General features: G+C 73.3%; 23 protein-coding genes. 13 read left to right on the forward strand and 10 right to left on the reverse strand.

What is annotated here, in order from left to right:
• Positions 1 to 83: 83 nt before the first annotated feature.
• The 5 genes from ACIQIB_RS07065 to ACIQIB_RS07085 form a co-directional block, all read right to left on the reverse strand.
• Complete coding sequence (locus tag ACIQIB_RS07065; RefSeq protein ID WP_400757125.1) at positions 84 to 1,610, reverse strand: M1 family metallopeptidase; 1,527 nt, start codon at positions 1,608 to 1,610, stop codon at positions 84 to 86.
• 160 nt (positions 1,611 to 1,770) lie between these two features.
• Complete coding sequence (locus ACIQIB_RS07070; protein ID WP_400757127.1) at positions 1,771 to 2,643, reverse strand: sulfurtransferase; 873 nt, start codon at positions 2,641 to 2,643, stop codon at positions 1,771 to 1,773.
• Between the two features lie 150 nt (positions 2,644 to 2,793).
• Positions 2,794 to 4,518 carry a family 20 glycosylhydrolase gene (locus tag ACIQIB_RS07075; RefSeq protein ID WP_400757129.1) on the reverse strand — a complete coding sequence of 575 codons (1,725 nt, stop codon included), beginning with the start codon at positions 4,516 to 4,518 and terminating at the stop codon, positions 2,794 to 2,796.
• Positions 4,519 to 4,657: 139 nt separating this feature from the next.
• Entirely contained in the window at positions 4,658 to 4,993 is a 336-nt protein-coding gene (locus ACIQIB_RS07080) for a hypothetical protein (RefSeq protein WP_400650438.1), read from the reverse strand.
• A gap of 179 nt (positions 4,994 to 5,172) precedes the next feature.
• Complete coding sequence (locus ACIQIB_RS07085) at positions 5,173 to 6,015, reverse strand: polysaccharide deacetylase family protein (protein WP_400757130.1); 843 nt, start codon at positions 6,013 to 6,015, stop codon at positions 5,173 to 5,175.
• 228 nt (positions 6,016 to 6,243) lie between these two features.
• On the opposite strand from ACIQIB_RS07085, the gene ACIQIB_RS07090 reads away from it, so the two are divergent.
• Entirely contained in the window at positions 6,244 to 7,098 is an 855-nt protein-coding gene (locus ACIQIB_RS07090) for an SAM-dependent methyltransferase (protein WP_363604955.1), read from the forward strand.
• A gap of 70 nt (positions 7,099 to 7,168) precedes the next feature.
• Here ACIQIB_RS07090 and ACIQIB_RS07095 read toward each other — a convergent pair whose 3' ends face one another.
• Positions 7,169 to 8,038 (reverse strand): DNA-formamidopyrimidine glycosylase family protein, encoded by an 870-nt coding sequence (locus tag ACIQIB_RS07095; RefSeq protein WP_363604957.1) that lies wholly within the window; start codon positions 8,036 to 8,038, stop codon positions 7,169 to 7,171.
• Between the two features lie 100 nt (positions 8,039 to 8,138).
• Between ACIQIB_RS07095 and ACIQIB_RS07100 the strand changes: the two genes are divergently transcribed.
• The 4 genes from ACIQIB_RS07100 (at position 8,139) to ACIQIB_RS07115 (ending at position 10,872) form a co-directional block, all read left to right on the forward strand.
• Positions 8,139 to 8,579 carry an SRPBCC family protein gene (locus ACIQIB_RS07100; protein ID WP_363604959.1) on the forward strand — a complete coding sequence of 147 codons (441 nt, stop codon included), beginning with the start codon at positions 8,139 to 8,141 and terminating at the stop codon, positions 8,577 to 8,579.
• Positions 8,580 to 8,666: 87 nt separating this feature from the next.
• On the forward strand, positions 8,667 to 9,326 hold the full coding sequence (locus ACIQIB_RS07105) for a hypothetical protein (RefSeq protein ID WP_363604961.1): 660 nt from the start codon (positions 8,667 to 8,669) through the stop codon (positions 9,324 to 9,326).
• A 92-nt stretch (positions 9,327 to 9,418) separates the two neighbouring features.
• Complete coding sequence (locus tag ACIQIB_RS07110) at positions 9,419 to 10,252, forward strand: thioredoxin domain-containing protein (protein WP_363604962.1); 834 nt, start codon at positions 9,419 to 9,421, stop codon at positions 10,250 to 10,252.
• Positions 10,249 to 10,872: a vitamin K epoxide reductase family protein gene (locus tag ACIQIB_RS07115; protein ID WP_400757131.1), complete on the forward strand. Its 624-nt coding sequence runs from the start codon at positions 10,249 to 10,251 to the stop codon at positions 10,870 to 10,872. Before ACIQIB_RS07110 ends, ACIQIB_RS07115 begins: the two co-directional genes overlap by 4 nt.
• 82 nt (positions 10,873 to 10,954) lie before the next feature.
• On the opposite strand, the gene ACIQIB_RS07120 is transcribed toward ACIQIB_RS07115, so the two are convergent.
• A complete protein-coding gene (locus ACIQIB_RS07120; RefSeq protein WP_400757133.1) occupies positions 10,955 to 11,953 on the reverse strand; it encodes an adenosine deaminase in 999 nt (332 codons plus the stop codon).
• Positions 11,954 to 12,135: 182 nt separating this feature from the next.
• Between ACIQIB_RS07120 and ACIQIB_RS07125 the strand changes: the two genes are divergently transcribed.
• Together ACIQIB_RS07125 and ACIQIB_RS07130 are read left to right on the forward strand one after the other, a co-directional pair.
• Positions 12,136 to 12,417 (forward strand): DUF6158 family protein, encoded by a 282-nt coding sequence (locus ACIQIB_RS07125; protein ID WP_400757135.1) that lies wholly within the window; start codon positions 12,136 to 12,138, stop codon positions 12,415 to 12,417.
• A gap of 127 nt (positions 12,418 to 12,544) precedes the next feature.
• Positions 12,545 to 13,933 (forward strand): NADP-dependent succinic semialdehyde dehydrogenase, encoded by a 1,389-nt coding sequence (locus ACIQIB_RS07130; protein WP_400757136.1) that lies wholly within the window; start codon positions 12,545 to 12,547, stop codon positions 13,931 to 13,933.
• A gap of 35 nt (positions 13,934 to 13,968) precedes the next feature.
• Here ACIQIB_RS07130 and ACIQIB_RS07135 read toward each other — a convergent pair whose 3' ends face one another.
• Together ACIQIB_RS07135 and ACIQIB_RS07140 are read right to left on the reverse strand one after the other, a co-directional pair.
• The gene (locus ACIQIB_RS07135) at positions 13,969 to 14,250 is read right to left on the reverse strand and encodes a hypothetical protein (protein WP_400757137.1); all 282 of its coding nucleotides are present in this window, start codon (positions 14,248 to 14,250) and stop codon (positions 13,969 to 13,971) included.
• 42 nt (positions 14,251 to 14,292) lie between these two features.
• Positions 14,293 to 15,303, reverse strand: coding sequence for a Ku protein (locus tag ACIQIB_RS07140; RefSeq protein ID WP_400757138.1), 1,011 nt, complete (start codon positions 15,301 to 15,303; stop codon positions 14,293 to 14,295).
• A 139-nt stretch (positions 15,304 to 15,442) separates the two neighbouring features.
• Between ACIQIB_RS07140 and ACIQIB_RS07145 the strand changes: the two genes are divergently transcribed.
• The gene (locus ACIQIB_RS07145; protein WP_400650457.1) at positions 15,443 to 15,676 is read left to right on the forward strand and encodes a hypothetical protein; all 234 of its coding nucleotides are present in this window, start codon (positions 15,443 to 15,445) and stop codon (positions 15,674 to 15,676) included.
• Between the two features lie 344 nt (positions 15,677 to 16,020).
• Here the strand turns inward: ACIQIB_RS07145 and ACIQIB_RS07150 are convergent, their stop codons facing one another.
• The gene (locus ACIQIB_RS07150; RefSeq protein ID WP_400757232.1) at positions 16,021 to 17,226 is read right to left on the reverse strand and encodes a metallophosphoesterase; all 1,206 of its coding nucleotides are present in this window, start codon (positions 17,224 to 17,226) and stop codon (positions 16,021 to 16,023) included.
• A gap of 275 nt (positions 17,227 to 17,501) precedes the next feature.
• Between ACIQIB_RS07150 and ACIQIB_RS07155 the strand changes: the two genes are divergently transcribed.
• The 5 genes from ACIQIB_RS07155 (at position 17,502) to ACIQIB_RS07175 (ending at position 25,462) form a co-directional block, all read left to right on the forward strand.
• Positions 17,502 to 18,932 carry an amino acid permease gene (locus tag ACIQIB_RS07155; RefSeq protein ID WP_363604974.1) on the forward strand — a complete coding sequence of 477 codons (1,431 nt, stop codon included), beginning with the start codon at positions 17,502 to 17,504 and terminating at the stop codon, positions 18,930 to 18,932.
• Between the two features lie 132 nt (positions 18,933 to 19,064).
• A complete protein-coding gene (locus ACIQIB_RS07160; protein ID WP_400757139.1) occupies positions 19,065 to 19,985 on the forward strand; it encodes an EI24 domain-containing protein in 921 nt (306 codons plus the stop codon).
• Between the two features lie 573 nt (positions 19,986 to 20,558).
• Positions 20,559 to 21,197, forward strand: a complete 639-nt coding sequence (locus ACIQIB_RS07165) for a transglycosylase SLT domain-containing protein (RefSeq protein ID WP_400757141.1) — start codon at positions 20,559 to 20,561, stop codon at positions 21,195 to 21,197.
• 144 nt (positions 21,198 to 21,341) lie between these two features.
• A complete protein-coding gene (locus tag ACIQIB_RS07170) occupies positions 21,342 to 22,364 on the forward strand; it encodes a glycosyltransferase (RefSeq protein ID WP_363604978.1) in 1,023 nt (340 codons plus the stop codon).
• 188 nt (positions 22,365 to 22,552) lie between these two features.
• Positions 22,553 to 25,462: an FAD-binding and (Fe-S)-binding domain-containing protein gene (locus ACIQIB_RS07175; RefSeq protein WP_400757142.1), complete on the forward strand. Its 2,910-nt coding sequence runs from the start codon at positions 22,553 to 22,555 to the stop codon at positions 25,460 to 25,462.
• The last annotated feature ends 8 nt before the right edge of the window (positions 25,463 to 25,470 follow it).

Consider the following 25,470-nt stretch of genomic DNA (forward strand, 5'->3'; position numbering starts at 1 on the left):
GGGGACCCGCCGGGGATGGGCGGAGCCCGGCCGGCCTTGTGATGCGGCCGGCCGGGCTCCGCCCTCCCGTTGTCCGGGCCCGGTCAGCGGCCGTGGCCGTGCCCGCTCCCGTTGTCGTGCAGCGAGTTGGTCTCCTGGATCTTCTTCCACGACCTGGGCTCCTGCGGCAGCGCCGCGGACGCCGGCCCGGCCACCGCCTTCGCCGGAGCCCCCGCCGACGGGACCGCCGGCTTGGAGGGCGTGAACAGCCAGGTGGTGAAGAGGTCCCCGAGCTTCTTCCCGGAGATCCGCTCCGCGTACGCCTGGAACTGCTGGACGGTGGCGTTGCCGTAGCGGCGCTCGGCCGGCCAGCCCTTGAGGATCTGGAAGAACTTCTCGTCGCCGACGGTGTTCCGCAGCGCCTGGACGGCCACCGCGCCCCGGTCGTAGACGGCGCTGGAGAACTGGTGGTCCGCGCCCGGGTCGCCCGGCTTGACGGTCCAGAACGCGTTGTCCGCCGGGTAGTAGGAGTACACGTAGTCGGCGAGCTCCTGTGCCGTGCCCTCGTTCTCGTGCTCCGACCAGAGCCACTGCGAGTACCGCGCGAAGCCCTCGTTGAGCCAGATGTCGCTCCACCGCTGGACGGAGACGCTGTCCCCGTACCACTGGTGGGCCAGCTCGTGGACGACGACCGAGGTGTTGGCACCGCGCGCGAACTGCGCGGGGCTGTAGAAGATCTGGGTCTGGGTCTCCAGCGCGTAGCCGGTGGGCACGTTGGGCACGTATCCGCCGACCGAGGTGAACGGGTACTCCCCGAAGTAGCCGCTCAACCAGTCCACCAGTTCGCCGGTGCGCTCGACACTGGCCCGCGCCGCCCCGTCGTTCTCACCGAGGTCCTTGCTGTACGCGGTGATGACGGGCAGCCCGCTCGGCGTGGTGTCGGTCCTGACATCGAACCGGCCGATCGCCAGGGTGGCCAGATAGGTGGCCTGCGGCTTGGTCTGGCGCCAGTTGTACCGGGTCCAGCCGGCCCGCGAACTCTGCCCGGTGGAGAGGCCGTTGCTGATCACCTGGGTACCGTCCGGCACCAGGACCGACACATCGAAGGTGGCCTTGTCGGTCGGGTGGTCGTTGCTCGGGAACCACCACCAGGCGGCCACCGGCTCGTTCGCCGCGACGCCCCCGTCCGGCGTCCGCAGCCAGGCCGAGTACCCGTCCCGCTCCACCTCCCCCGGCACCCCGGAGTACCGGACGACCACCGTCACCGGGCTCCCCTTGGCGATCGGCCGGTCCGGGATGACCTCCAGCTCCGCCTCACCGGTGCTGGCGAACCTGGCCGCCCGCCCGTTCACCAGCACCTGCTGGACGTCGAGCACGAAGTCCAGGTTGAACCGGGAGAGGTCCTGCGTGGCCGTGGCCAGAATCGTGGTGGTGCCCTCCAGCAGGTCGGTGGCGGGCTGGTATTTCAGCCGGATGTCGTAGTGCGAGACGTCATATCCGCCGTTGCCGTACGTCGGGTAGTACGGATCCCCGACCCCCGCCGCCCCCGGCGAGGGCGTCGCGGCCGACGCGGGAACGGCCAGGAGCAGAGCGAGAGCGCTGGCAGCAGAGACGATCAGCCTCTTGCGCACGATGGTCCTCCAGGGTTACTGGGACAGTGGGTTGGATCGAACCCTGTCCCAGCGGACCCCCGCTCACGCCTAAGTTATGAGATTTTCATAAGAAGAAACGAGCCGAAACGCTCCCCAGTCGGCCGGCACCCCGTCGCGCCGCCCGGGCCCCGTACCCGGCTCACCCGCCCAGTGTCACCGGTGCCCGGACCAGGGAGCCGTACTCCGTCCACGAGCCGTCGTAGTTCTTGACGTGCGGGTAGCCCAGCAGCTCGGTCAGCGCGAACCAGGTGTGCGCCGACCGCTCGCCGATCCGGCAGTACGCGATCACCTCGCGCTCCTCCTCCACGCCCTTCCCGCCGTACAGGGCGCGCAGTTCGTCCGCCGAGCGGAAGGTGCCGTCGTCGTTGGCCGCCTGCGACCACGGGATGTTCACCGCGCCGGGGATGTGTCCGGGCACCTGCGCCTGCTCCTGCGGCAGGTGCGCCGGCGCCAGCAGCTCGCCCCGGTACTCGGCGGGCGAGCGGACGTCCACCAGCACGACGTCCGAACCGGGCTTGGCGAACACCTCCGCCTTGGTCAGCACCTCGTCGCGCAGCGCCCGCAGCTCGGGGCGCTCCGGGCCGGCCAGCCGGTAGCCGGTGTGCTGGTAGTCCATGACCTCCTGGGTGCGCTCGCGCCCCTCCAGCTCCCACTTCTTGCGCCCGCCGTCCAGCAGCCGCACCGGTCCGAAGCCGCGCAGGCGCAGCAGCCAGTAGGCGTACGCGGCGAACCAGTTGTTGTTGCCGCCGTACAGCACCACGGTGGTGTCGTCCTCCACGCCGGCCGCGCGCAGCAGCGCCTGCACGCCCTCGCGGTCGGCGTAGTCGCGGCCGACCCGGCTGTGCAGGTCGGTGGTCCAGTTCCAGCCGACCGCACCGGGGATGTGGTCCCGGTCGTACGCGGTGGTGTCCTCGTCCACCTCGACGACGCGGATCGTCCCGTCGTCCAGGTGGTGCGCCAGCCACTCGGTGCCGACCAGCGCCTCGGGGTGTGCGTAGCCGTTGCCGGTCATCGCCGCCCTCCTTCACTCTGCGCCCACGGCACGGCCGGGCGCCGGCGTGCTCCGCCACGCGACCGGGCCGGACACTTCGAACCTACGTCCGACCGTCCGCCCCGGCCACCCGCCCCCGAAACGCCCTGAACGCCGCCGCACCGCCCACGCCTACCGCGCGGTCACCGGCCAGGGCACCTCCGAGCGCTTCTCGTACCCGAAACCGGCCGCCTCCCAGCGCGCGCCCTCCTCGGCGAGCCGCTGCCGGAACCGCTCCCAGTCGTGGGCGGTCTTCGGGGACCAGCCCAGCTCGGCGATGGCGGGCAGCCGCGGCAGCAGCATCAGGTCCAGATCGGCGGGGCTGCTCAGGGTCTCCGTCCACAGCGGGGCCTCGACGCCCACGACGGAACCGGCCGGCAGGGCGGCGTTCAGGGTGTCCGGATCCCAGGAGTAGGCGGACCAGACGTCGACCGTCCCGGCCCAGCGCAGCCCCAGCGGGTACGAGCTGTCGTACTTCATGTCCAGATAGGTCCGGCCCGCCGGGGACATGATCACCTTGGCGCCGCGGCCGGCCGCCTCCCTGACCTCCTGCTCGTGGCCGCCGTTGGCGTCCCAGTACTGCAGCAGCCCGACCCCGCCGGGACCGGCGGCCGCCGCGGTCTGGTTCCAGCCGACCGGGATCTTCCCGGCCGCGACCACCTGGGCGCTCACCCGGCGGACGAACTCCTGGTAGTCGGCGGGCGCCAGCTTCTTCACCTCGTCGCCACCGATGTGCAGATACGGGCCGGGGGTGAGCCGGGCGAGCTCGGCGACCACGTCGCCGGTGAAGGCGAAGACCGCGTCCCCGGTGGGGCAGACCGTGCTGAAGCCGACCTCGATCCCGGTGTACGGCCAGGGCCGCGCGCTGCGGGTGCAGTCCAGCTCGGGGTAGGAGGCGAGCACCGCGTTGCTGTGCCCGGGCAGGTCGATCTCGGGGACGACGGTGAGGAAGCGCTCCTGCGCGTAGCGGACGATCTCCTGGTAGTCGGCCGCGGTGTAGAAGCCGCCGGGCGTGCCGCCGACCTCGCTGCTCGCCCCGATCTCGGTGAGGGCGGGCCGGGCGGGGACGGCGATCCGCCAGCCCTGGTCGTCGGTCAGGTGCAGATGCAGGTGGTTGACCTTGTACAGGGCCAGCCGGTCGATGTACCCCTTGACCTCGTCCGGGGTGAAGAAGTGCCGCGCCACGTCGAGCATGGCGCCCCGGTAGGCGTAGCGCGGGTGGTCGTCGATGTCGACGGAGGCGACCGTCCAGTCCGTCCCGTCGGTCACCCGTGACCGGCTCTCGACCTGCGGGGGCAGCAGTTGGCGGAGCGTCTGGGTACCCCGGTAGAGCCCGGCCGGGGTACGGGCGGCGATCCGGACGGCCGCGGAGTCGGCCGTCAGCCGGTAGCCCTCGTCGCCGGTCTCCTCCGGCATCGCGGGGTCGAGTTCGAGCCGGATGCCCTCGGCCGCCCCCGCCGGAGCGGCGCCCGCCCCGGCCTCCACCGTCAGCGGGAAGCCGGTCGGCCGGCGCAGCGCCTCGGCCAGTTGCTCGGCGACGGCCCGCACCCGTACGGCCTGCTCCTCGGCGCCGCCGGAACCGCCGGCGGCGCCCACCCGGACGACGGTCCGCTCGGAGATCCTGAAGGCCGGGCCCGAACCGGCCGCGACGGACAGCGGCGCGGGGATGATCCGGTCACCGGTACGCGGGCCGCGCGCCGCGGCGGGCGCCGCCGCGCCCCCGTCCGCGTCACCGTCACGGCCGGCACCGCCGATGGCGCGGTGCACGCCGAAACCGGCGGCCGCCAGCGCCAGGACGGCGGCGATGACCAGCAGTCTGCGGGTCCGGGCGGCGAGCCCGGATGTTCGAATCGGCAAGGCCGCTCCCGGTGTCGTCGTGCACGCGACCTGCCCGCGTTCACGGACGGTTCACCGGAATGGTCTCAACCAATCGCCGCATTGTCGTGAGCTTCGTACGAATTGACGACCCGACGGATCCGGCGATCGCCGGCGCCGCTTACGAGAACCTGACCGAGCGGACCAGCAGCCGGCTCCCCGCCTGCCCGCCCGGCCGCAGAACGTACGAGTCGCCACCCCGGCAGTCGAAGCCGGCGTAGACGGTCGCCGCCGCGTTGGTGCGGTTGCTGGGCGTGTACGCCGCCTCCTCCTCGGTGGCCTCCGGCACCTTGACGCACTCGCCGCTGCGCGGGTCGAACAGCGCGCCGAGCTGCTCGCCCAGGGCGTTCCGGTACTTGTAGCGGAACTCGCCGCCCGCGGCGTCGGCGGAGACGGGGACGGCGAGAACGAGGGCGAGCGCGCTGGCGGCGGCGAGCACGGCGTTGCGGAGACGCATGTGGGGTGGCCCTTTCAGGGCGGTACTCGGCGGTACCTGGGGAATTGATGCGTTATCACCCTAGGGGCCCAAAAACTGCGGAAACGATCCTGCCTATCCACTCTTTCGGGTGGTTTAAGCCCAAAAGCCGCTACTGGGCGTCTCCGTACTCGCACCCCATTCCGACGAGAAACCGCACCTCAGCCCGCCGGTGCGGTGAAGGAGTACCCGGAGTCGATCAGCGCCGGCAGATACGCCTTCAGCGCCGCCACCGTCTGCGAACGGTCCCCGCCACCGTCGTGGTTGAGCACGATCGCGCCCGGCCGGACACCCTTCAGCACCCGGCTGGTGATCACGTCCGCTCCCGGCTCGGCCCAGTCCGTCGGGTCCACGGTCCAGGCCATCGACCGCATCCCCAGTTCCGCACTGACCTTGAGCGTGACCGGCGCCCAGTCCCCGCCGGGGGCGCGGAACCAGGTCGGCGCCTTGCCGGTGATCCGGTGGATCAGGTCGGAGGTGCGCCCCAACTCGTCGCGCACCTTCTCCTCCGACAGGTGCCGCAGGTCGGGGTGGGTCCAGGTGTGGTTGCCGATGTGGTGACCCCGGGCGACGGTCTCCTGTACCAGTCCGGGGTTTTCCGCCGCGTTCTCGCCGATCAGGAAGAACGTGGCCCTGATCCCGTACTGCTGCAGCAGCGCCAGCACGGCCGGCGTGTGGCGCGGGTGCGGGCCGTCGTCGATGGTGAGGGCGACCACCCTCCGCTCCGGGCCCAGTTCGAACACCGGCCGCTGTTCCGCCGCCGTGAGTACCTGCCCGGCGGCCGGGGCGAGGGCGGGTGGGACGAGTCCGGGCGGGGCGAGCTCGGGCGGGGCGAGGGCGGCCGAACCCCCGTCGGGTGGAGCACCGGTGGGCGGCGGGGACGCGCCCGGCGCCCCGCCCACCCCGGCCACCCGCGCGGGAGGAGCGGCCGCCCCGGTAGTCGGCGCGGCGGCCCCGTCGCCGTCCAGCGGGCCACGGCAGCCGGCGACCTCGACCAGCGACATTCCCGCCGCGGCCAGTAACAATCTGCGCGAAATAGTATGACGATCAGACAACATGCTGAATGCTTCCCCCGCGAACCGCCCCACCTCCCACGGGCAACCCCGACGGCCCTCAGCACCACCCCGACGGCCCAAGCGCGTACCGATCCGCAGACCGCGTGACCCCGGGCACATCGGGACCGCTAAGCTGACCTCTCCCAGTGTGATGATCTGTCTTCAGAGGACGTGGCCATGACGACAAGTCAGGACTTCTCCGACCAGCGCGACAATGACCCCGCCGAGCTGAGCCAGTGGGAACGTTTCGGCGTCGACACCAACGCCCCGCACTCCGCACGCGTCTACGACTACTGGCTGGGCGGCAAGACCAACTTCCCGCCGGACCGCGCCATGGGCCAGGCCATCGAGCAGGCGGTTCCGAGCGTCAAGGCGATGGCCAAGGAGAACCGGGCCTTTCAGGGCCGCGCCGTCCGCTACCTGGCCCGGGAGCAGGGCATCCGCCAGTTCCTCGACCTCGGGACGGGCATCCCCACCTCGCCCAACACCCACGAGATCGCCGAGTCGGTCAGCCCCGGCACCCGTGTGGTCTACGTCGACAACGACCCGATCGTGCTGGCCCACGCCCGGGCGCTGATGGTCAGCACCCCGGCCAGCCGCACCACGTACATCCACGCCGACCTGGGCAAGCCCACCGAGCTGTTCGCCGACTCGGCGCTGACCGCGACGCTGGACCTCGACCAGCCGGTCGGGCTGCTGATGATCGCCGTCCTGATGCTGGTCGCCGACGAGGACGACCCGTGGGGCAAGGTCGCCGAGCTGCGCGACGCCCTGCCGTCCGGCAGCTGCCTCGCGCTCACCCACCCCACCCAGGACTTCGACCCGGAGAGCGTGGCCAAGGTCGCCGCCGCGGCCCGCCAGGGCGGCATGACCCTCGTCCCGCGCACCCGCGACGAGGTCGCCCGGTTCTTCGACGGCTGGGAGCTGATCGAGCCCGGCGTCGCCCCCGTCATGGCCTGGCGCCCGGACGGCGAGCCGCCGGCCGACCCGACCGCCGCCTACTACTGGGGCGGGGTCGCCCGGAAGAGGTAGGGCGCGTCCGGCCCGGCCCAGGCACCCCGCCTGCGCCGGGCCCACCCCGGCCCGCCGCCCGCCCGGCCCGCTACTTCAGCAGCCGCGACAGCCGCCGGTCCGCGAGCGGTCTGCCGCCGGTCTGGCAGGTCGGGCAGTACTGCAGTGCGGAGTCGGCGAACGACACCTCGCGCACGGTGTCCCCGCAGACCGGGCAGGGCTGCCCGGCCCGGCCGTGCACCCGCAGGCCGAGTTTCTTCTCCGCCTTCAGTTCCCCCGCCGCCAGCCCGCGCGACCGCTCCACCGCCTCGCGCAGGGTCGACCCGAGCGCCTCGTACAGCCGGGCCGTCTCCTCCGGCGTCAGGCTCGACGCCAGTTTGTACGGCGACATCCGTGCCGCGTGCAGCACCTCGTCCGAGTAGGCGTTGCCCACGCCCGCCAGCACGCTCTGGTCGCGCAGGACGCCCTTGAGCCGGCGCCGCTCGCCGCTCAGCAGGGCCGTGAAGGCCTCCAGGGTGAAGGCCAGGTCCAGCGGGTCCGGGCCGAGCCGGGCGACACCGGGCACCTCGGCCGGGTCCTGCACCACGTACACCGCCAGGCCCTTCCTGGTGCCCGCCTCGGTGAGGTCGAAGCCGTCGCCGGCCGGTCCGGCCAGGCGGACCCGTAGGGCGAGCGGGTTCTTCGGGCCGGGGCGCGGGGGCTCGGCGGGCAGGCTGTCCTTCCAGCGCAGCCAGCCGGCCCGGGCGAGGTGGACCACCAGGTGCAGGCCGCCCGCCTCGATGTCCAGGAACTTGCCGTGCCGGGTCACCGGGCCGACCGTCCGCCCCTCCAGCGCCGTCACCGGCGGGTCGTAGGTCTTGAGGACGCTGATCGCCACCGGCTGCACCCGGGCGACGACGCGCCCGGTCAGTCGCTCGGACAGAAAGGCGCTGAGGGCCTCGACCTCGGGCAGCTCCGGCATGGGCCCAGTCTCGCGCGGCCGCGCCCGCATTGCCCGCCGGCGGCCGACGGGCGCAGGCTGGAGGTGCCCGGAGGGCCGGGCAGAAGGAGGTCCGCCCCGCATGAGCACGCTCGAGGAAGAGATCGACATCGACGCCCCGGTACTGGCCGCCTGGGAGCAGCTGCACCGGGTCCACGACTATCCGCGGTTCGTCGCCGGGGTGCGCAGCGCCTCCCCGCACGGCCGGAACCTGGCCCATCTCGGGGTGGAGATCGACGGCGCCGAACAGGACGTGGAGACCGAGATCACCGACCGGGGCCGGGGCCGGGTGATGTCCTGGCGGACGCTGGCCGGCCTGCCGTTGCGGGGCGCCTTCGCACTGCTCCCGCTCGACCCGGGCCACACCCGGCTGCAGATCCGCGTCGAGTACGACCCGGAGGCGGTGCACGAGGCGTTCGGCGGTCCGCACGGCTTCGCCCAGGCCGGGGCGATCGAACGGGCGGTGCGGACCGACCTGAAGCTGTTCCGCGATCTGGTCGAAGCCCGGGTAGGGGCCGCATAAGCCCAGCTCAGAACGGGCGGTGAGGATCTTCACAGCGGACCTTCGGCCCGGTGGTCCACGTTTCAACCTGTGGCAGACTCGGATGCCATGGACATCAGCCCGGTCTCCAGGACGCTCCGCGCGGCGGTCTTCGCCGCGCTGGTCGTGCTGCTCGCCGGGCTCGGTCAGGTGCTGGTCACCGGCCGTCCGCTGCCGCTGGGCACGCTGGCACCGGCCGGCGTCGCCGTCTTCGCGGTGGCGTTCGCCCTGGCCGGCTCCGAGCGCCGCTACCCGGCGATCGCGGCGGTCTTCCTGCCGCTGCAACTGGGCCTGAGCGCCCTGTTCGGCCTCGCCCAGACCACCTGTCCCTCGCTGCCGCCCGGCACCGCACGCGGCTTCGAGCCGCTGCTCTGCGGCGGCGGCTCGCTCGGCGGCTTCCTGCTGGGCCACGGCGTCCCGGAGTCGGCCGGGGTGCCGCTGCTCCTTCTGCTGCACACCGCGATCGCGCTGACCGGCGCCTTCTGGCTGCGCCGTGCCGACGCCGCGCTGACCGGGCTGGCGCAGGCCGCCCGGACGCTGGGCGACTTCCTGCGGCACTTCCTCCCGGCGGCCGCCCACTGGCGGCTGCTGCTGGCCGCGCCCGTCCCGGCCCGGCCGGTGGCCCGGGTGCCGTTCCCGCGTGCCAGCCGGGTCCGTGTCCCGGTCGAGGACGTGGTGGCCCGCCCGGCCGTCCGGCGTGGTCCGCCGGCGCTCGCCCCGGCCTGCTGAGCACCTCCCTTCCGCGGTCCTCCGCCGGTCTCTCGCCGCGCCCTCGCGCGCCCGCATCCCTCCCGACCGAGAGCACAGGACGACACCCCGCCATGAGCAACACCCCGAAGAAGCCGCAGAACGCCCGCCCGCAGAACGCCGGGGGCGCCAAGGCCGCCGCCCGCCGAGCCGCCACCGAGCGGATGCGCGAGGAGCGCCTGCGCGCCGAGCGGTCCGCGAAGATCCGCCGCCGGACGATCGTCGGCGCCGCCTCCGCCGCGGTGCTCGCCCTGGCCGCGGGCGTGGCCTTCGCCGTCGGCGGCTCCTCCGGCCCCGGCGACGCGGCGGCGAACGGCCCGCTGGTCACCCCCGCCAACGCGAGCGGCGCCGACGGCACCGTGATCACCTACGGCAAGGCCGACGCCCCGCACACCCTGGAGATCTACGAGGACTTCCGCTGCCCGTACTGCGAGCAGTTGGAGACCACCAACGGCAAGACCATCCAGCAGCTCGCCGACGACGGTACGTACAAGATCGAGTACCACCTGGCGACGTTCCTGGACAAGGGCCTGGGCGGCAAGGGCTCGCGCACCGCGCTGGCCGCCGCCGGCGCCGCGCTGAACGAGGGCGTGGACAAGTTCAAGCAGTTCCACGACGTGCTCTACGCCAACCAGCCGGACGAGCGCCAGGACGCCTTCGCCGACGTCAACCACCTGCTCGACCTGGCCGGCCAGGTGCCGGGGCTGAAGACGGACGCCTTCGTGAAGGCCGTCCAGGACGGCACCTACGCACCGTGGGCCAACGAGGTGAACAAGTCGTTCGACAAGAGCGGCGTCACCGGCACCCCGACGGTCAAGCTGGACGGCAGGAAGCTGGAGGTCTTCGGAGGCAACGGGCCGGTCGGCCCCGAGCAGTTCACCGCCATGGTCAAGCAGGTGACCGGATGACGGCCGCCACCCCCGCCACCGCCCCCCGGACGTACGGCGCGGGCCGGCCCTTCGCGTTGCTGCTGCTGATCGGCGGGGCGATCGGGCTGTTCGCCTCCGCCGTCCTCACCCTGGACAAGATCCGGCTCCTCGAGGACCCGTCGTACGTCCCCAACTGCAACATCAACCCGATCATCAACTGCGGCTCGGTCATGCGCAGCGACCAGGCCGAGGCCTTCGGCTTCCCCAACTCGCTGCTCGGCCTGATCGGCTTCGCCGTCGTCATCGCGATCGGCGCCGGTCTGCTGGCCGGGGCGACGTACCGCCGCTGGTTCTGGCTCGGCCTCCAGGCCGGGACGGTCTTCGGCATCGGCTTCGTGACCTGGCTGATGTACCAGGCTCTGTACCGGATCGGCGCGCTCTGCCCGTACTGCATGGTGGTCTGGGCGGCGATGATCCCGCTGTTCTGGTACACCACCCTGCACAACCTGCGGTCCGGTGTCATCCCGGCCCCGCGCGCGCTGCGCCCGGTGGTCCGGGAGGCCGCCCGCTACCACTGGGTGGTGCCGGCGCTCTGGTACGCGGTGATCGCGCTGCTGATCCTCAACCGGTTCTGGTACTACTGGAGCACTCTGCTCTGAGTCCCCCGGCCGCGTCCTCCCGCCCGCCCCGGACCACCGCGGGGCCTGGACGGACGGGAGGACCCCGGTCTCCTGACGGGCGTCAGGCCACGGTGCGCCCGAACTCGTACGCGGCGACCTCGGCGAGCAGGAGGGCGTGGCGCTCGTCGTCCAGGAAGGACGCGCGGAAGGAGTTCGCGGCCAGCAGGCGCAGCGTCTCGGGGTCGAGGTCGAGCGCGGCCTCGACGGCGCGGAAGTTGTCGTCGACGTAGCCGCCGAAGTACGCCGGGTCGTCGGAGTTGACGGTGACCAGCAGGCCGGCCGCGAGCATGGTGCGCAGCGGGTGGTCGGCGAGGGTGTCGATGCAGCGCAGCCGGACGTTGGAGAGCGGGCAGAGGGTGAGCGGGATCTGCTCGCGGACGAGGCGGTCGACCAGGTCGGCGTCCTCCAGGCAGCGCAGACCGTGGTCGATGCGCTCGACGCCGAGGACGTCCAGGGCCTCGGTGATGTAGCCGGCCGGGCCCTCCTCGCCGGCGTGGGCGACGCGGCGCAGCCCGGCCTCGGCGGCACGGCGGTAGACCTCGCGGAACTTGGCCGGCGGGTTGCCGACCTCGGCCGAGTCCAGGCCGATGCCGGAGATCCGGTCGAAGTACGGGCGGGCGGCCTCGAAGGTCTCCAGGGCCGACTCGGCGGACTGGTCGCGCAGGAAGCACATGATCAGCCGGGTGCTGATGCCGTACCGCTCCTCGGCGCGGGCGAGGGCGCGGGTGAGCCCCTGGACCACGGTGCCGAGCGGGACGCCGCGTGCCGTGTGCGCCTGCGGGTCGAAGAAGATCTCGGCGTGCCGGACACCCTGCTCGGCGGCCCTGGCCAGGTAGGCGTCGGCGAGGTCGGCGAAGTCGTCCTCGGTCCGCAGGACGGCCATCAGCGCGTAGTACAGGTCGAGGAAGGACTGCAGGTCGCTGAAGGAGTACGCGCGGCGCAGCTCCTCGGTGTCCGCGTACGGGAGGGTGATGCCGTTGCGGGCGGCGAGGGCGAAGGCGAGCTCGGGCTCCAGGGTGCCTTCGATGTGCAGGTGGAGTTCGGCCTTGGGGAGGGGCATGCGTGATTCGTTTCGGTCGACGGGGAGGGGATCGAAGGAGGGCGCGGCGGGACGTACAGAGGGACAAACAGGCGTAAAGAACCATCCTATGATCCGATCGAGTTATCCCGGGCGCCGGGCGGGGAACGAGTAACGCCAGAGGGGGTTGGTCCTGCGCGGCTCCGCCGAGGAGGTAAACGGACATGCGGCACCCCGACGCTCCGCACCCCAGACCCGCGGGCATCTCCGCGCACGCCCTGGGGAACGACACGCTGCTGCACGAGCTGGAGCAGCTGCACCGCACCCGCCACGAGACCTTCCTGTACGGCTCGGAGGAGGCGCTGAACCGGCACACCCTGCGAACCGGTGAGCTGGAGGCGGAGTTCCTGCACCGGTTCCCCAACCGGCAGGTCACCGCGGCCCGGACCAGGGCCGGGGCCCGGGCCCGGGAGGCGGCGGCCCGGGTGGAGTCGCTGCCGGAGTAGGGGCGGGCGGCGCCGGACCGGCCGCCGCCCGGCGGGACACGCCGGGCGGCGGTGGCGGGCCCGGGGTGGGACGTCGGCGAGGGTGGAGGATCAGACCCCACGGACCGCGACCCTCTGGGAGCCCCCGATGCCCATCGCCAGCGTCAACCCCGCGACCGGCAAGACCCTGGAGACCTTCGAACCGCTCGACGCCGCCGGTGTCGAGCAGCGGCTGGCCCGCGCCGAGGCCGCCTTCGGCGCCCACCGCCTCACCTCCTTCGCCCACCGCGCCGAACTGCTGCGCCGCGCCGCCGACCTGCTGGACGAGGACCAGGAGGCCGTCTCCCGCACGATGACCGAGGAGATGGGCAAACCGCTGACGGCCGCCCGCGCCGAGACCGCCAAGTGCGCCAAGGCGATGCGCTGGTACGCCGAGCACGCCGAGGAACTGCTCGCCGACGAGCACCCGGACCAGGCCGACGTCGCCGACTCCGGCGCCGCCCGCGCCTACGTCCGCTACCGTCCGCTCGGCGTGGTGCTGGCCGTGATGCCCTGGAACTTCCCTCTCTGGCAGGTCGTCCGGTTCGCCGCGCCCGCGCTGATGGCGGGCAATGTCGGCCTGCTCAAGCACGCGTCCAACGTGCCCCGCACCGCGCTGGCCCTGGAGGAGCTGTTCCGCCGGGCCGGCTTCCCCGAGGGCTGCTTCCAGACGCTGCTGATCGGCTCGGACGCCGTCGAAGACGTGATCCGCGACCGCCGGGTGGCCGCGGTCACGCTCACCGGCAGCGAGCCGGCCGGGCGGGCGGTCGCCGCGACGGCCGCGGACGAGGTGAAGAAGGCCGTGCTGGAGCTGGGCGGCAGCGACCCGTTCGTGGTGCTGCCGAGCGCCGACCTGGACGCCGCCGTGCGCACCGCCGTCCGCGCCCGGGCGCAGAACAACGGGCAGTCCTGCATCGCCGCCAAGCGCTTCATCGTGCACACGGACGTCTACGAGCGGTTCACCGCCGCGTTCACCGAGGCGATGCGGGCGCTGACGGTCGGCGACCCGCTGGACGAGGCGACGGACGTCGGCCCGCTGGCCAGCCGCCAGGGCCGCTCCGACCTGGAGGAACTGGTCGAGGACGCCCGCGCGCACGGCGCCCGGGTGGAGTGCGGCGGCCGTCGCCCCGAGGGGTGGGACGGCGGCTGGTTCTACGAGCCGACCGTCCTGACCGGCATCACCCCGGCGATGCGCGTCCACCAGGAGGAGACCTTCGGGCCGGTCGCCACCGTCTACCGGGCGGCGGACCTGGACGAGGCGGTGGCCCTGGCCAACGACACGCCGTTCGGGCTCAGCTCCAACGTCTGGACCGACGACCCGGCCGAGCAGGAGCGCTTCGTCCGGGACATCCAGGCGGGTGGGGTGTTCTTCAACGGCATGACGGCCTCGCACCCGGCGCTGCCGTTCGGCGGCGTCAAGCGCTCGGGGTTCGGGCGGGAGCTGTCCGGGCACGGGATCCGGGAGTTCTGCAACGTCACCACGGTGTGGCTCGCCTGAACCCCGGCACACCCGCCGACCGGCGTCCGGCCGGGTCAGCCCGCCATGCGGTGCCTGCCCCGGCCGGGCGTCAGCCAGCGCGCGACCACGCCGCCCAGCGCGATCAGGGTCAGGCCCCACACGATGCTGAAGATCACCAGCATCGGGAGCCAGCTCACCTGCGCTCCGATCGCGCCGAGCCCGAGCGAGAGCGCGACCATGAACACGACCGCCGTCGGGCCGAGGCCGAGCAGGGCGTGCCAGGCCCGGTGCGCCCGGCTCGGATGCTGCGGGGCTTCGGGGCCGGTGTCGAGTTCCTTGTAGGTCAACAGGTCCATCTGGATCGCCTCCGGACGTCGGGGGGACTGCCGGTGAGCAGCTCACGAGGCCTTGCGGGGAGCTGCGGACTTCCTGGTGGTGGTCTTCTTCGCGGTTGTGCTCTTCACTGACGCGCTCTTCGCGGTCGCGCCCTTCACGGACGCCTCCTTCGCGGTCCGGGTCCCGGCGGCGGGCTTCTTCGCGGGGGCGCGCTTGCGTGGCGCCGCCGCCTCCGACTCCGGCCCCCCGGCTGCCGCCTCCGCGTCGGGCGGCGCCTCGGCTGCCCGCCCCCGGTGCCCGCCCCTGGCCTGCCGGAGGCTGCTGCGCAGCGCCTCCATCAGGTCGATGACGTTGTCCGGCGCCTCGCCCGGCTCCTCCTCGTGCGGCACCTCCACCCCCTGGATCCGGGCCTCGACGACCTGCTGGAGCGCCTGCTGGTAGTCGTCGTGGAGCTGGGAGAGGTCGAAGCCCTCGGAGAGGGTGTCCATCAGCGAGCGCGCCATCCTGAGCTCCTGCGGCCGGACGGCGATGTCCTCCTCGGGGGCGATGCCGGCCGCCGAGCGGACCTCGTCGGGCCAGATGCAGGTCTGGAGCACCAGTGTCCCGTCGTGCACCCGCAGGACGGCCGGCGACTCCCTGGTCCGCAGCGCGATCTTGGTGACCGCGATCCGACCGGACTCGGTGAGCGCGTCGCGCAGCAGGGCGTACGGCTTGGCGGCGGCCTGGTCGGCGACGCCGACGTAGTACGCCTTGGAGAACATCAGCGGGTCGATCTCGGCGGCGTCGACGAAGGCCAGCACGTCGATGATCTTCTTGCTGGGCAGCGGCAGGTCGGCGAGGTCCTCGTCGGTGAGCGTGACGGTCCGCCCGTCGGGCGACTCGTAGCCCTTGGCGATCTCCGCGTACGGGACCTCCTTCTCCTCCCGCTCGCAGTACCGCTTCATCCGCACCCGGCCCCCGTCCCTGGCGTGCACCTGGTGCAGCGGGACGTCGTGCTCCTGGGTGGCGGAGTACAGGTGAACGGGGATGCTGACCAGCCCGAAGCTGATCGTCCCCTTCCAGGTGGTCTGCATGGGGTCGCCCCTTCCCGGAGGTTCCCGCTCATCGGAGCATCCCGCTCCGGAGATTCCCACTCTGCCCGCCTTTACCCCGATCGGCCACAGGATCGCCGCCGGGCCCGTCCGGGCGGAGAATGGGCGGCGGCGCGAGGAGGTGGACGCGGTGCGCGGCGTGGAGCGGCCCGGCTGCCCGCCCCCGCCACCGGAGCGGACGGTCTACCGCGTGACGTACACGGTGGCCGGCCGGGCCGGGGTGCGGCGGGCGGACGTCACCGTGCTGCCCGGGTACTCGCAGGAGCGCGACATCCCGCGGATCCTGGCCGCCCGTCTCACCGGGCGGCCGACGGACGCCCGACGGATCACCCTGCTGGACGTGACCGAGCGGTAGCCCCCGGCGCCGGGGCGGGCCGCCACCCGGACCGGGGAGAGCACCGTGCCGTGTCTTCGGCCGATTCGGACATTCCTCCGCCCAGGGCTTGTCCGACGATTCCCGCCGCGCGCTGATGCGACGCGATTCGTCGGACAAGCCCTAGCATCGGGATTCGATCATTTCGCGCCCCCGCCCGGGTGACTGACCGTCAAATCCCTTTCCCCGGAGAGTCCATGCCGTCGCCCCGACACCACGCCCCCGCACCGCCCGCACCGCCCGCACCTCCGGGCCGGCCAGGCGCCCCGCGGCCCATCGGCGAGCGGTGCGCCCGGCACCTCGCCGCCGGGCGGGGGCACCGGGGATCAGACCTGCAACGAGGCCAGCGTGACGATGGTGATGTCGGACGGCGCGCCGACCCGGACCGGTGGGCCCCAGGCGCCCGCGCCACGGGTCACGTAGAGCTGGGTGTCGCCGTAGCGTTCCAGGCCGGCCACGGTCGGGTTGGCGAGTTCGGCCAGGTAGTTGCCGGGCCAGAGCTGGCCGCCGTGGGTGTGGCCGGAGAGCTGGAGGTCGACGCCGTGCCGGACGGCGTCGTGGATGGTCACCGGCTGGTGCGAGAGCAGGACGGAGGTACGGGCCCGGTCGCGGTCGCCGAGCGCCTTGCCGAAGTCCGGGCCGTCCCCCTGGTCCCGCCCGGCGATGTCGTTGACCCCGGCCAGGTCGAAGCCGGCCAGCTCGACCCGCGCGTTCTGCAGCGGGTGGACGCCCAGTTCGCGGATGAAGTCGACCCAGGGCCCGGCGCCGGAGAAGTACTCGTGGTTGCCGGTGACGAAGTAGGCGCCGTCGCGCGCCCTCAACCGGGCCAACGGTTCGGCTTCGCGGCCGAGTTCGGCCACCGAGCCGTCCACCAGATCCCCCACGACGGCGATCAGGTCCGGCTGCGCGCCGTTGATGGTGTCGACGATCCGCCGGGTGTGCGCGCGGCCCAGGATCGGACCGAGGTGGATGTCGCTGACGACGGCGATCCGGTAGCCGTGGGCCCGCGCGGGCAGCTTCGCGAGCGGCACGGTGACCTGCTTCAGCCGCGGCCCGCGCAGCACGCCGTACGTACCGTTGCCGACGACGGCCGCGGCCGCGCCCGCGGCGCCGATCGCGACCGTGCGGGCGACGAACAGCCGGCGCTCCGGCGAGGGGGCCATGACCGACGATTCATCAGTTTCCTTTTCTTCCAGGGTGGTTGGCTCCACAGTGCGCCGGCGCGGCAGCCGGAGCAGCAGCGGCCGGACGGCCTCGCCCACGGCGAGCGCCAGCAGCAGGTAGAGCAGCACCGCGAGCCAGAGGTAGCCGGGCCAGGCCAGCCACCGCTCGACGGCCAGCGGCAGCGCGCGCCCGCCGACCAGGGCGCCGACCGCGAGCAGGGGCAGCAGGACGGCGAGCACCGTACCGGCCCTGCGCCACCAGCCGCCCGGCGTGGAGACGTCGCGCACCAGGCGCCGCCAGAGATACCAGTGTGCCAGGGTCAGCAGGGCGAGGACGGCGAGGAGGCCGAGCACCAAGAAGGCGATCATCACGCCGCCAGTATGTACGGCCCGTTGACGAATCCCCGCGCCGGGCTCCAGCACCTCCCGAGCGCCTTTCGCTGCGTCAGATCTGAGCTTTTCCGGACCCCATTTCACCCACTCTGACCTGCCCCTTTATGTCCGGTGAGCGAACATTTACCAGAACGTTGTTCCGATATGCGGAAGGAGAAAGTAGGTTGCACCGCAATGCGCGGATCCGTCCCCCCACCCTCCGGCGCACGTGCCGAGGGGCAGGCCGCGCTGGAAAGGCACAGGCACCCTTGATGAGTGCGGAAACCACCACCCCCGCCGTCTCGCCCCCCGCCGGCGGCTCCACCCCACCCCCGGCCGACGGTCACCTGAAGGCGGGACTCAAGAACCGCCACCTGTCGATGATCGCGATCGGCGGTGTGATCGGCGCCGGCCTGTTCGTCGGCTCCGGCGCGGGCATCGCGACCACCGGCCCCGGCATCCTGCTCTCGTACACCCTCGCCGGCGTGCTGGTCGTCCTGGTGATGCGGATGCTCGGCGAGATGGCGGCGGCCGATCCGCAGAGCGGCTCGTTCTCGGCGTACGCGGACCGGGCGCTCGGCCGGTGGGCCGGGTTCAGCATCGGCTGGCTGTACTGGTTCTTCTGGGTCGTGGTGCTCGCCGTGGAGGCCACCGCCGGCGCGAAGATCCTCAACAACTGGATGCCGGGCGTGCCGCAGTGGGCGTTCGCACTGATCGTGATGGCGGTACTGACCGCGACCAACCTGTTCTCGGTCGCCTCCTACGGCGAGTTCGAGTTCTGGTTCGCCGGGATCAAGGTGGTGGCGATCGCCGCCTTCCTGGTGGTCGGCACGCTGGCCGCGTTCGGGCTGCTGCCCGGCACCCACGCGGTCGGGATGACGAACCTGACCGGCCACGGCGGCTTCCTGCCGCACGGCGTGGGGGCGGTGTTCACCGGCATGCTCACGGTCGTCTTCGCCTTCATGGGCAGCGAGATCGTCACCCTGGCGGCCGGCGAGTCGGAGGACCCGCAGAGGGCGGTCCGCAAGGCGACCAACAGCGTGATCTGGCGGATCGGGATCTTCTACCTGGGCTCGATCCTGCTGGTGGTGACCCTGCTGCCGTGGGACGCCGCCTCGGTCAAGGGCAGCCCGTACGTGGCCGTGCTGGAGCACATAGGGATCCCGGGCGCCGCCCAGGTGATGGACGTGATCGTGCTGACCGCCGTGCTGTCCTGCCTCAACTCCGGGATGTACACCGCCTCCCGGATGGCCTTCTCGCTCGGCCGGCGCGGGGACGCCCCCAGGGCGTTCGCCTCGGTGACCAAGCGCGGGGTGCCGCGGGTCGCGATCCTCTCCTCGGTGGTCTTCGGCTTCGTCGCCGTCTTCTTCAACTACACCTCCCCCAACACCGTCTTCGCCTTCCTGCTGAACTCCTCCGGTGCGGTGGCGCTCTTCGTCTGGCTGGTGATCTGCTTCTCGCAGCTGCGGATGCGGCGGATCATCGAGCGCGAGACCCCCGAGCGCCTGACCGTGCGGATGTGGCTGTACCCGTACCTGACCTGGACCGCCATCGGCATGATCGGGTTCGTGGTGGCGTACATGTTCACGGACGCCGACGGGCGGAAACAGATGTACTTGTCGCTGGTCGCCGCAGCGATCGTGCTGGTGGCGTCGGCCGTGGTGGGCCGCCGGCGGCGGACGGCGGTGGCGGCGGCTGCCTGAGCCACCGCACCGCCCAGGGAACGCCGGGCCCGGAAGCCGATGCGGAGGCTTCCGGGCCCGGCGGCGTTCCGGTACCCGCTCGTGACGGAACGGACATGACCCGCGGACCGGGAGCCCCTACGCTTTCGTGCTGTGCGAGATCTTGCGGCGGGGATGGGATACCTGGTCAAGGGCCAGAGGTGGGTGGGGCGGCACGGCCGCTGGTGGGCGTTCGGGATGCTGCCCGCGCTACTCACCCTGGCCGGGTACGCGGTGGCGCTGGTGTTCCTCGGGGGCTGGTCGGACGACCTCGCCGAGTGGGCCACCCCGTTCGCGGACGGCTGGGGCTCGCCGTGGCAGGGCCTGCTGCGCACCGCGCTCGCCGCGGTCGTCTTCGGCGGCGGGCTGCTGATCTCGCTGATCACCTTCACCGCGGTCACCCTGCTGGTCGGGCAGCCGTTCTACGAGTCGCTCTGCGCGAAGGTCGACGAGAGCGAGGGCGGCGCGCCCACCCCGCCGGACGTCCCGCTCTGGCGCGAGCTGTGGACCGCGGCGCGGGACAGCCTGTTCGTGCTGGTCCGGGTGGCCGGGTTCGGCATCCCGCTGTTCGTCTGCGGGTTCATCCCGGTGGTGGGGCAGACGGTGGTACCGGCGGCCGGGTTCCTGGTGTCCGGCTTCTTCCTCGCGGTCGAGCTGACGGCGGTGGGCCTCCAGCGGCGCGGGGTGCCGCAGCGCGAACGGATCCGGCTGCTGCGCGCCCGGCTCGGGCTCTCGCTCGGCTTCGGGGTGCCGCTGATCCTGGCGTTCCTGATCCCGCTGGTGACGGTCCTCGCCATGCCCGGCGCGGTGGCCGGTGCCACGCTGCTGGCCCGCGACCTGGTGCCGGTCGAGGAGGGCGCCGAGGATGCGGAGGCGGGCACGGAGGCGGCCGCCGACGGACCGGAGGCCGTCGGCGGGGCGGCCGTGCCGGATGTGCCCCCCTACGACCGGTCCGGGCCGCCCGTCCCGGGCAACCCGTACGCGAGCGCTCCTCCGCGGGCGGTCGCCGGGCCCGACCCGCACCCGACCCCCTGAGCCGGTGACCCGCCGGTCACCCTGCGCCACTCCCCGCCGCCCGGGCCGCCCCGGCGTGTGAGGCCGCCCACACGGGTTTTGCCACCTACTGCCGCCGATAGTGGTCACCTCCGGGCCGGACCGGCTCCGGCGGACGGAAGCGCGCCGCCCACCCGGGGCTCCGGGGCGCGGGCACTCCCCGCCGCCCCGGAAGAACCCAGGCCACCGGCCCGCTCCACCCCGTCGTTCGACGACGAGGCGCCCCGGGCCCATCGATTGCCCCAATCGGACAAAACCTTTCAAAGCGCCCGGCCTCGGCCGGGCGCTTCGTCGTCCGCACCCGCCGTGTCCACTACCGGCCGTAGTACCGAGCGCCTTTGCCGCCCGTCCCGGGCTCTGCCAAGAATGGCCCGTCGCCAGGCAGCGCGGACCGCACCACCCACCGCGTACCCCGCCCGCCCCGCAGTTCCTCCGCCGGGGCGCCACGGCCGTCCCGGACGGCACCGCGGGCCCGCTCCCCCGAGCACGCTCGCGCGATGTCCGGCCCCCGCGTGCCACCGGCACGGCCCCCGACGGAAAAGGATCGCCCGCTCCATGCAGCTCAGCCATGCCCGCCGAAACTCCCTGATCACCGGTGTCACCACCCTCGTGGTGGCCGGCGCGGCCACCGCCGCCCTCGCCATCCCGCAGAGCGGCGGCAACGGCGCCGAGGCCGCCGCCCCGGTGGCCGGTGTCTCCGTGGACGGCCGACCGGTCGGGGACCAGGCCCAGGCGGACGCGACGGCTGCCGCCGCCGCCCAGGCGGAGGCCGAGGCACAGGCGCAGGCAGAGGCGCAGGCCGCCGCCCAGGCTCAGGCCGAGGCCGACGCGAAGGCCAAGGCGGACGCCGAGGCCGCCGCCTCCCGCTCCCAGGCGCGCTCCGACCTCAACAGCAAGCCCACGTACTCCGGCAGCCCCCGCGAGATCGCCGCCCAGATGGTCCCGGCCGGCCAGTTCCAGTGCTTCAGCAACATCGTCTCCCACGAGAGCAGCTGGAACCCCAGCGCCACCAACGCCTCCTCCGGCGCCTACGGCCTGGTCCAGGCCCTCCCCGCCTCCAAGATGGCCTCCGCCGGCTCCGACTGGCGCACCAACCCCGCCACCCAGATCAAGTGGGGCCTGGACTACATGAACTCCCGTTACGGCAGCCCCTGCGGCGCCTGGTCCTTCTGGCAGTCCCACCACTGGTACTGATCGGCGGCGGCTCACCGGCGTGGACACATCCGGCATACCGGGTGAAGATATGGCGGACGTACGTACGTTTTGACGGGTATTGATCAGAATTGAGCGCCTGCGGGGCTTTGCCACCTCCCGCAGGCGCTCCTACGCTCCGGCGTCATGCCCTCACCCCTGATCAGCGTCGTGCTCCCCGCCTATGACCAGCGGAAACAGCTGGCGGACTGCCTGGACTCACTCGTCGGCCAGTCCTTCCGCGACTTCGAGGTCGTCGTGGTCGCGGACCGCTCCCCCGACTGCCCGGCCGGTCTCGTGGACGCCTTCGCGGCGCGCCACCCCCGGATCTCCGTCCTCCGCCTCGACGCGGCCGTCGGCGTCGGTGTCAGCCGCAACGCGGGGGCCGCCCGGGCGGTGGGCGAGTACCTGCTGTTCCTGGACGCCGACCACCTGCTGCCCCGGGACGGCCTCCGGACGCTGGCCGACCGGCTCGACCGGACCGGGCCGGTGGACGTCCTGCTCTTCGGGCACACCCGCCACCACGCCGGGCGCGACTGGCCCGGTGGCGCGGAGACACTGCTGGCCGAGGCCGGGCCGGAGGTGGCCGGGCCGCTCGACCGGCCCGCGCTGTTCGGCGCGCCCGCCCTGGTCTGGGACCGGCTGCTGCGCCGCGACCTCTGGCACGACCACGGCCTCGCCTTCCCCGACGGCCGGTACGAGGAGATCCCGGTCGCCCACCGGGCGATGCTGGCCGCCGGGCGGATCGCCGTCCTGCCGCGCGCCTGCGTCCAGTTGCGGCGCCGGGAGACCGTCCACCCCGTGGGCTCGCCCGGCAGCAGCCGCTTCGACATCTTCGAGCAGTACGAGCGGAGCTTCGCCCTGCTGGACGAGCGGCCCGGGCTGGACGCCGTCCGCGACGCCCTCTTCACCCGGATGATCCGGCACTACCTGTTCGTCTTCGACCTCGCCGGGTGCGTGGCCCGCGCCGAGCGCCCCCAGTTCTTCCACCGCGCCGCCGAACACCACCGCCGGTTCCAGCCCCCGGGCCACCGGCGGCCGGCCGGTCGCGAGGGCGTCAAGTTCTCGTTGCTGGCGGGCGGCGCCTACCCGGCCTTCGAGATGGCCAAGCTCTCGCACATCGCGCGCGGGACGCTCACCGGCTCGGCCCGCCGGAAGGCCTCGGCCTGACGGCCCGGTGAACGACCCGGTCCGACGGCGCCCGGGTCGAAGGCGGGTGCGGGTGCCAAGGCCGGGTGCGGGTACGCGCCACTCCGTCGGCCGCACGCCGGGGTGGCCCGTACCCGTCCCGGCGTCCGGCTGCGATGATCGGCGGGACCTCTGCCGCCCCGCCCGCCAAACCGTACCGGGAGGACCGTATGAGCCGCCCCTCCGCCACCCCCGGCACCGATCTGGCCCGCGAGCTGGCCGCCACACTGCGCGGCGAGGTCCGGTTCGGCGCGGCCGAGCGGGCCGTCTACAGCCAGGACGCGTCCAACTACCGCCACCTGCCACTCGGCGTGGTCAAACCGGCCGACCTGGACGACGTGCGCACGGCGCTCGCGCTCTGCGGGCAGTACGGCGTTCCGGTGGTGGCGCGCGGGGCCGGCACCAGCGTCGGCGGGCAGGCGATCGGCCCGGGAGCCGTCGTGCTGGACTTCCGCCGCCACCTCGGCGCCGTCCTCGACGTGGACCCGGAGCGCCGCACCGCCCGGGTCGAGCCCGGCGCCGTCCTGGACGACCTGCAACGGGCCGCCCGCCGCCACGGTCTGCGGTTCGGGCCGGACCCGTCCACGCACAGCCGGTGCACGCTCGGCGGCATGATCGGCAACGACTCCTGCGGTGCGCACTCGGTGGTCTGGGGCCGCACCAGCGACAACGTCGAGTCGCTGGACCTGCTGCTCGCCGACGGCACCGAACTGACCGTCGGCGGCGCGCTCGGCCCCGCCGAACGCGCCGCGCTGCGGGCGCTCCCCGGCCGGGTCGGCGAACTCCACCGGGACCTCCAGGACTTCACCGACCGCAACCTGGCCACCATCCGCCAGGGCATGCCGAGCCTGCCGCGCCGCACCTCCGGCTACCCGCTGGACGCGCTGCTGCCCGAGCACGGCCACCACCTCGCCCGCGCGCTCACCGGCACCGAGGGCACCTGCGCGCTGCTGCTCGGCGCCACCGTCCGCCTGGTCGAGGAGCCGGCCGCCCGCGCCCTGGTGGTGGCCGGCTACCCCGACGAGGGCGCGGCCGCCGACGCCGTCCCCGCCCTGCTGCCGCTGCGCCCGCTGACCGTCGAGGGCATGGCCGCCGACCTGATCGCCGCCCTGCTCGCGGCCGGCCCCCGACCGCCCGCGCTGGACCGGCTGCCCGAGGGCGCGTGCTGGCTCTTCCTGGAGACCGGCGGCACGACGCCGGCCGAGGCGCTCGACGCCGCGCGCCTCCTCGCCGACACCGTACGGCGGGAGCGCCCGGCCACCGCCACCGTGGTGACCGATCCCGGCGAGCAGCGGCAGCTCTGGGGGGTGCGCGAGGCCGCCGCCGGGATCGTCACCCGACTGCCGGGCGGCGCGGCCGGAGGGGGGATCGAGGCCTGGCCCGGGTGGGAGGACTCCGCGGTGCCGCCGGAGCGGCTCGGCGACTATCTGCGCGACCTGCGGGCGCTGCTTCGCCGCCACAGTCTGCGCGGCGTTCCGTACGGGCACTTCGGCGAGGGCTGCGTCCACCTGCGGATCGACTTTCCGTTGACCGAGCCCCAAGGGGTGCTGGTCTTCCGGGAGTTCATGGAGCAGGCGGCCGATCTCGTGGTCTCGTACGGCGGTTCGCTCTCCGGTGAGCACGGCGACGGCCAGGCCCGCGCCGAGTTGCTGAGCCGGATGTACCCGTCCGAAATCATCGGCCTGTTCGGGGAGTTCAAGCGGATCTGGGATCCGGGCAACGTCCTCAACCCGGGTGCGCTGGTGGACCCGCGCCCGCTGGACGCCGATCTGCGCTTCGCCGGGCCGGTCCGCCCGCTGCCGCTCGCGCTCCCGTACCCGGGTGACGACGGCAGCCTGCTGAAGGCCGTGCACCGGTGCGTCGGGGTCGGCAAGTGCGTCGACACCAGCACCGGGGTGATGTGCCCCAGCTACATGGCGACCAGCGAGGAACGCCACTCCACCCGGGGCCGGGCCCGGCTGCTCGCCGAGATGCTGCGCGGCGAGTCGATCCCGGACGGCTGGCGCTCGCCGGAGGTCCGGGAGGCCCTGGACCTCTGCCTCGGCTGCAAGGGGTGCGCGAGCGACTGCCCCGTCCACGTCGACATGGCCACCTACCGGACCGAGTTCCTGTACCAGCACTACCGGCACCGGCCGCGGCCGGCCGCGCACCTCTCGATGGGCTGGCTGCCGCTCTGGCTGCGGGCCGCCGCCCTCGCCCCCGGCGCGGCCAACCTGATCGCCCGCTCCCCCGTCGCGGGGCCGCTGAAGCGGCTCGGCGGGATCGACCCGCGGCGGGTGGTCCCGGTCTTCCCGCCGGAGACCTTCACCCGCTGGTACCGGCGCCACCGCGCCGCGCACCCCGCCCCGGTGGGCGCGCGGCCCGTCCTGCTCTGGCCGGACACCTTCTCCGAGCATCTCCAGCCCGGCGTGCTGCGCTCCGCCGTCGAGGTACTGGAGCATCTGGGCTTCGACGTCCGGCTGCCGTCCGGGCCGGTCTGCTGCGGCCTGACCTGGTACTCCACCGGCCAACTCGGCACCGCCCGGCGGGTGATGCGCCGCAGCCTGCGCGCGCTGGCCGGCACCGGGCTGCCGGCCGACACCCCCGTGGTCGGCATGGACCCGAGCTGCACCGCCACCCTGCGCGAGGACCTGCCCCGCCTGCTCGGCCCCGAAGGCCGCCCGGCGGCCGAACGGACCCGAACCTTCGCCGAGTTCATCGACGCGTACGCGCCGGACGCCCCGCTCCCGCGGCTCCCGCTGGACGCCATCACCCAGACCCACTGCCACCAGCACGCCGTCCTCGGCACCGCCGCCGACCGCCGGGTCGAGGCCCGGATGGGCCTGCACAACCGCGTGCTGGACTCCGGCTGCTGCGGACTGGCCGGCAACTTCGGCTTCGAGCAGGGGCACTTCGAGGTCTCGGTGGCGATCGCCGAGCGGGTCCTGCTGCCCGAGGTCCGGGCCGCGTCCGCCGACACCGTGATCCTGGCCGACGGCTTCAGCTGCCGTACCCAGATCTCCCAACTCGCCCAGGGGCGCCAGTCCCTGCACCTGGCGGAGCTGATGGCGCGGGCGCTGCGGGAGGCGCCCGGGGCCTGAACCCCCGG

It is taken from the genome of Kitasatospora sp. NPDC092286 (genome assembly GCF_044755565.1).
Taxonomy (GTDB): domain Bacteria; phylum Actinomycetota; class Actinomycetes; order Streptomycetales; family Streptomycetaceae; genus Kitasatospora.

Excerpts from the sequence above, each read along its gene's own strand:
- ACIQIB_RS07170 (WP_363604978.1), top strand. The coding sequence starts at position 21,342 with ATGCCCTCACCCCTGATCAGCGTCGTGCTCCCCGCCTATGACCAGCGG.
- ACIQIB_RS07125 (WP_400757135.1), top strand. The coding sequence starts at position 12,136 with ATGCGGCACCCCGACGCTCCGCACCCCAGACCCGCGGGCATCTCCGCG.
- ACIQIB_RS07070 (WP_400757127.1), bottom strand. The coding sequence starts at position 2,643 with ATGACCGGCAACGGCTACGCACACCCCGAGGCGCTGGTCGGCACCGAG.
- ACIQIB_RS07120 (WP_400757133.1), bottom strand. The coding sequence starts at position 11,953 with ATGCCCCTCCCCAAGGCCGAACTCCACCTGCACATCGAAGGCACCCTG.
- ACIQIB_RS07080 (WP_400650438.1), bottom strand. The coding sequence starts at position 4,993 with ATGCGTCTCCGCAACGCCGTGCTCGCCGCCGCCAGCGCGCTCGCCCTC.
- ACIQIB_RS07165 (WP_400757141.1), top strand. The coding sequence starts at position 20,559 with ATGCAGCTCAGCCATGCCCGCCGAAACTCCCTGATCACCGGTGTCACC.
- ACIQIB_RS07150 (WP_400757232.1), bottom strand. The coding sequence starts at position 17,226 with ATGATCGCCTTCTTGGTGCTCGGCCTCCTCGCCGTCCTCGCCCTGCTG.
- ACIQIB_RS07140 (WP_400757138.1), bottom strand. The coding sequence starts at position 15,303 with ATGCAGACCACCTGGAAGGGGACGATCAGCTTCGGGCTGGTCAGCATC.
- ACIQIB_RS07130 (WP_400757136.1), top strand. The coding sequence starts at position 12,545 with ATGCCCATCGCCAGCGTCAACCCCGCGACCGGCAAGACCCTGGAGACC.
- ACIQIB_RS07085 (WP_400757130.1), bottom strand. The coding sequence starts at position 6,015 with ATGTCGCTGGTCGAGGTCGCCGGCTGCCGTGGCCCGCTGGACGGCGAC.
- ACIQIB_RS07110 (WP_363604962.1), top strand. The coding sequence starts at position 9,419 with ATGAGCAACACCCCGAAGAAGCCGCAGAACGCCCGCCCGCAGAACGCC.
- ACIQIB_RS07090 (WP_363604955.1), top strand. The coding sequence starts at position 6,244 with ATGACGACAAGTCAGGACTTCTCCGACCAGCGCGACAATGACCCCGCC.
- ACIQIB_RS07095 (WP_363604957.1), bottom strand. The coding sequence starts at position 8,038 with ATGCCGGAGCTGCCCGAGGTCGAGGCCCTCAGCGCCTTTCTGTCCGAG.
- ACIQIB_RS07100 (WP_363604959.1), top strand. The coding sequence starts at position 8,139 with ATGAGCACGCTCGAGGAAGAGATCGACATCGACGCCCCGGTACTGGCC.
- ACIQIB_RS07135 (WP_400757137.1), bottom strand. The coding sequence starts at position 14,250 with ATGGACCTGTTGACCTACAAGGAACTCGACACCGGCCCCGAAGCCCCG.
- ACIQIB_RS07155 (WP_363604974.1), top strand. The coding sequence starts at position 17,502 with ATGAGTGCGGAAACCACCACCCCCGCCGTCTCGCCCCCCGCCGGCGGC.
- ACIQIB_RS07105 (WP_363604961.1), top strand. The coding sequence starts at position 8,667 with ATGGACATCAGCCCGGTCTCCAGGACGCTCCGCGCGGCGGTCTTCGCC.
- ACIQIB_RS07115 (WP_400757131.1), top strand. The coding sequence starts at position 10,249 with ATGACGGCCGCCACCCCCGCCACCGCCCCCCGGACGTACGGCGCGGGC.
- ACIQIB_RS07175 (WP_400757142.1), top strand. The coding sequence starts at position 22,553 with ATGAGCCGCCCCTCCGCCACCCCCGGCACCGATCTGGCCCGCGAGCTG.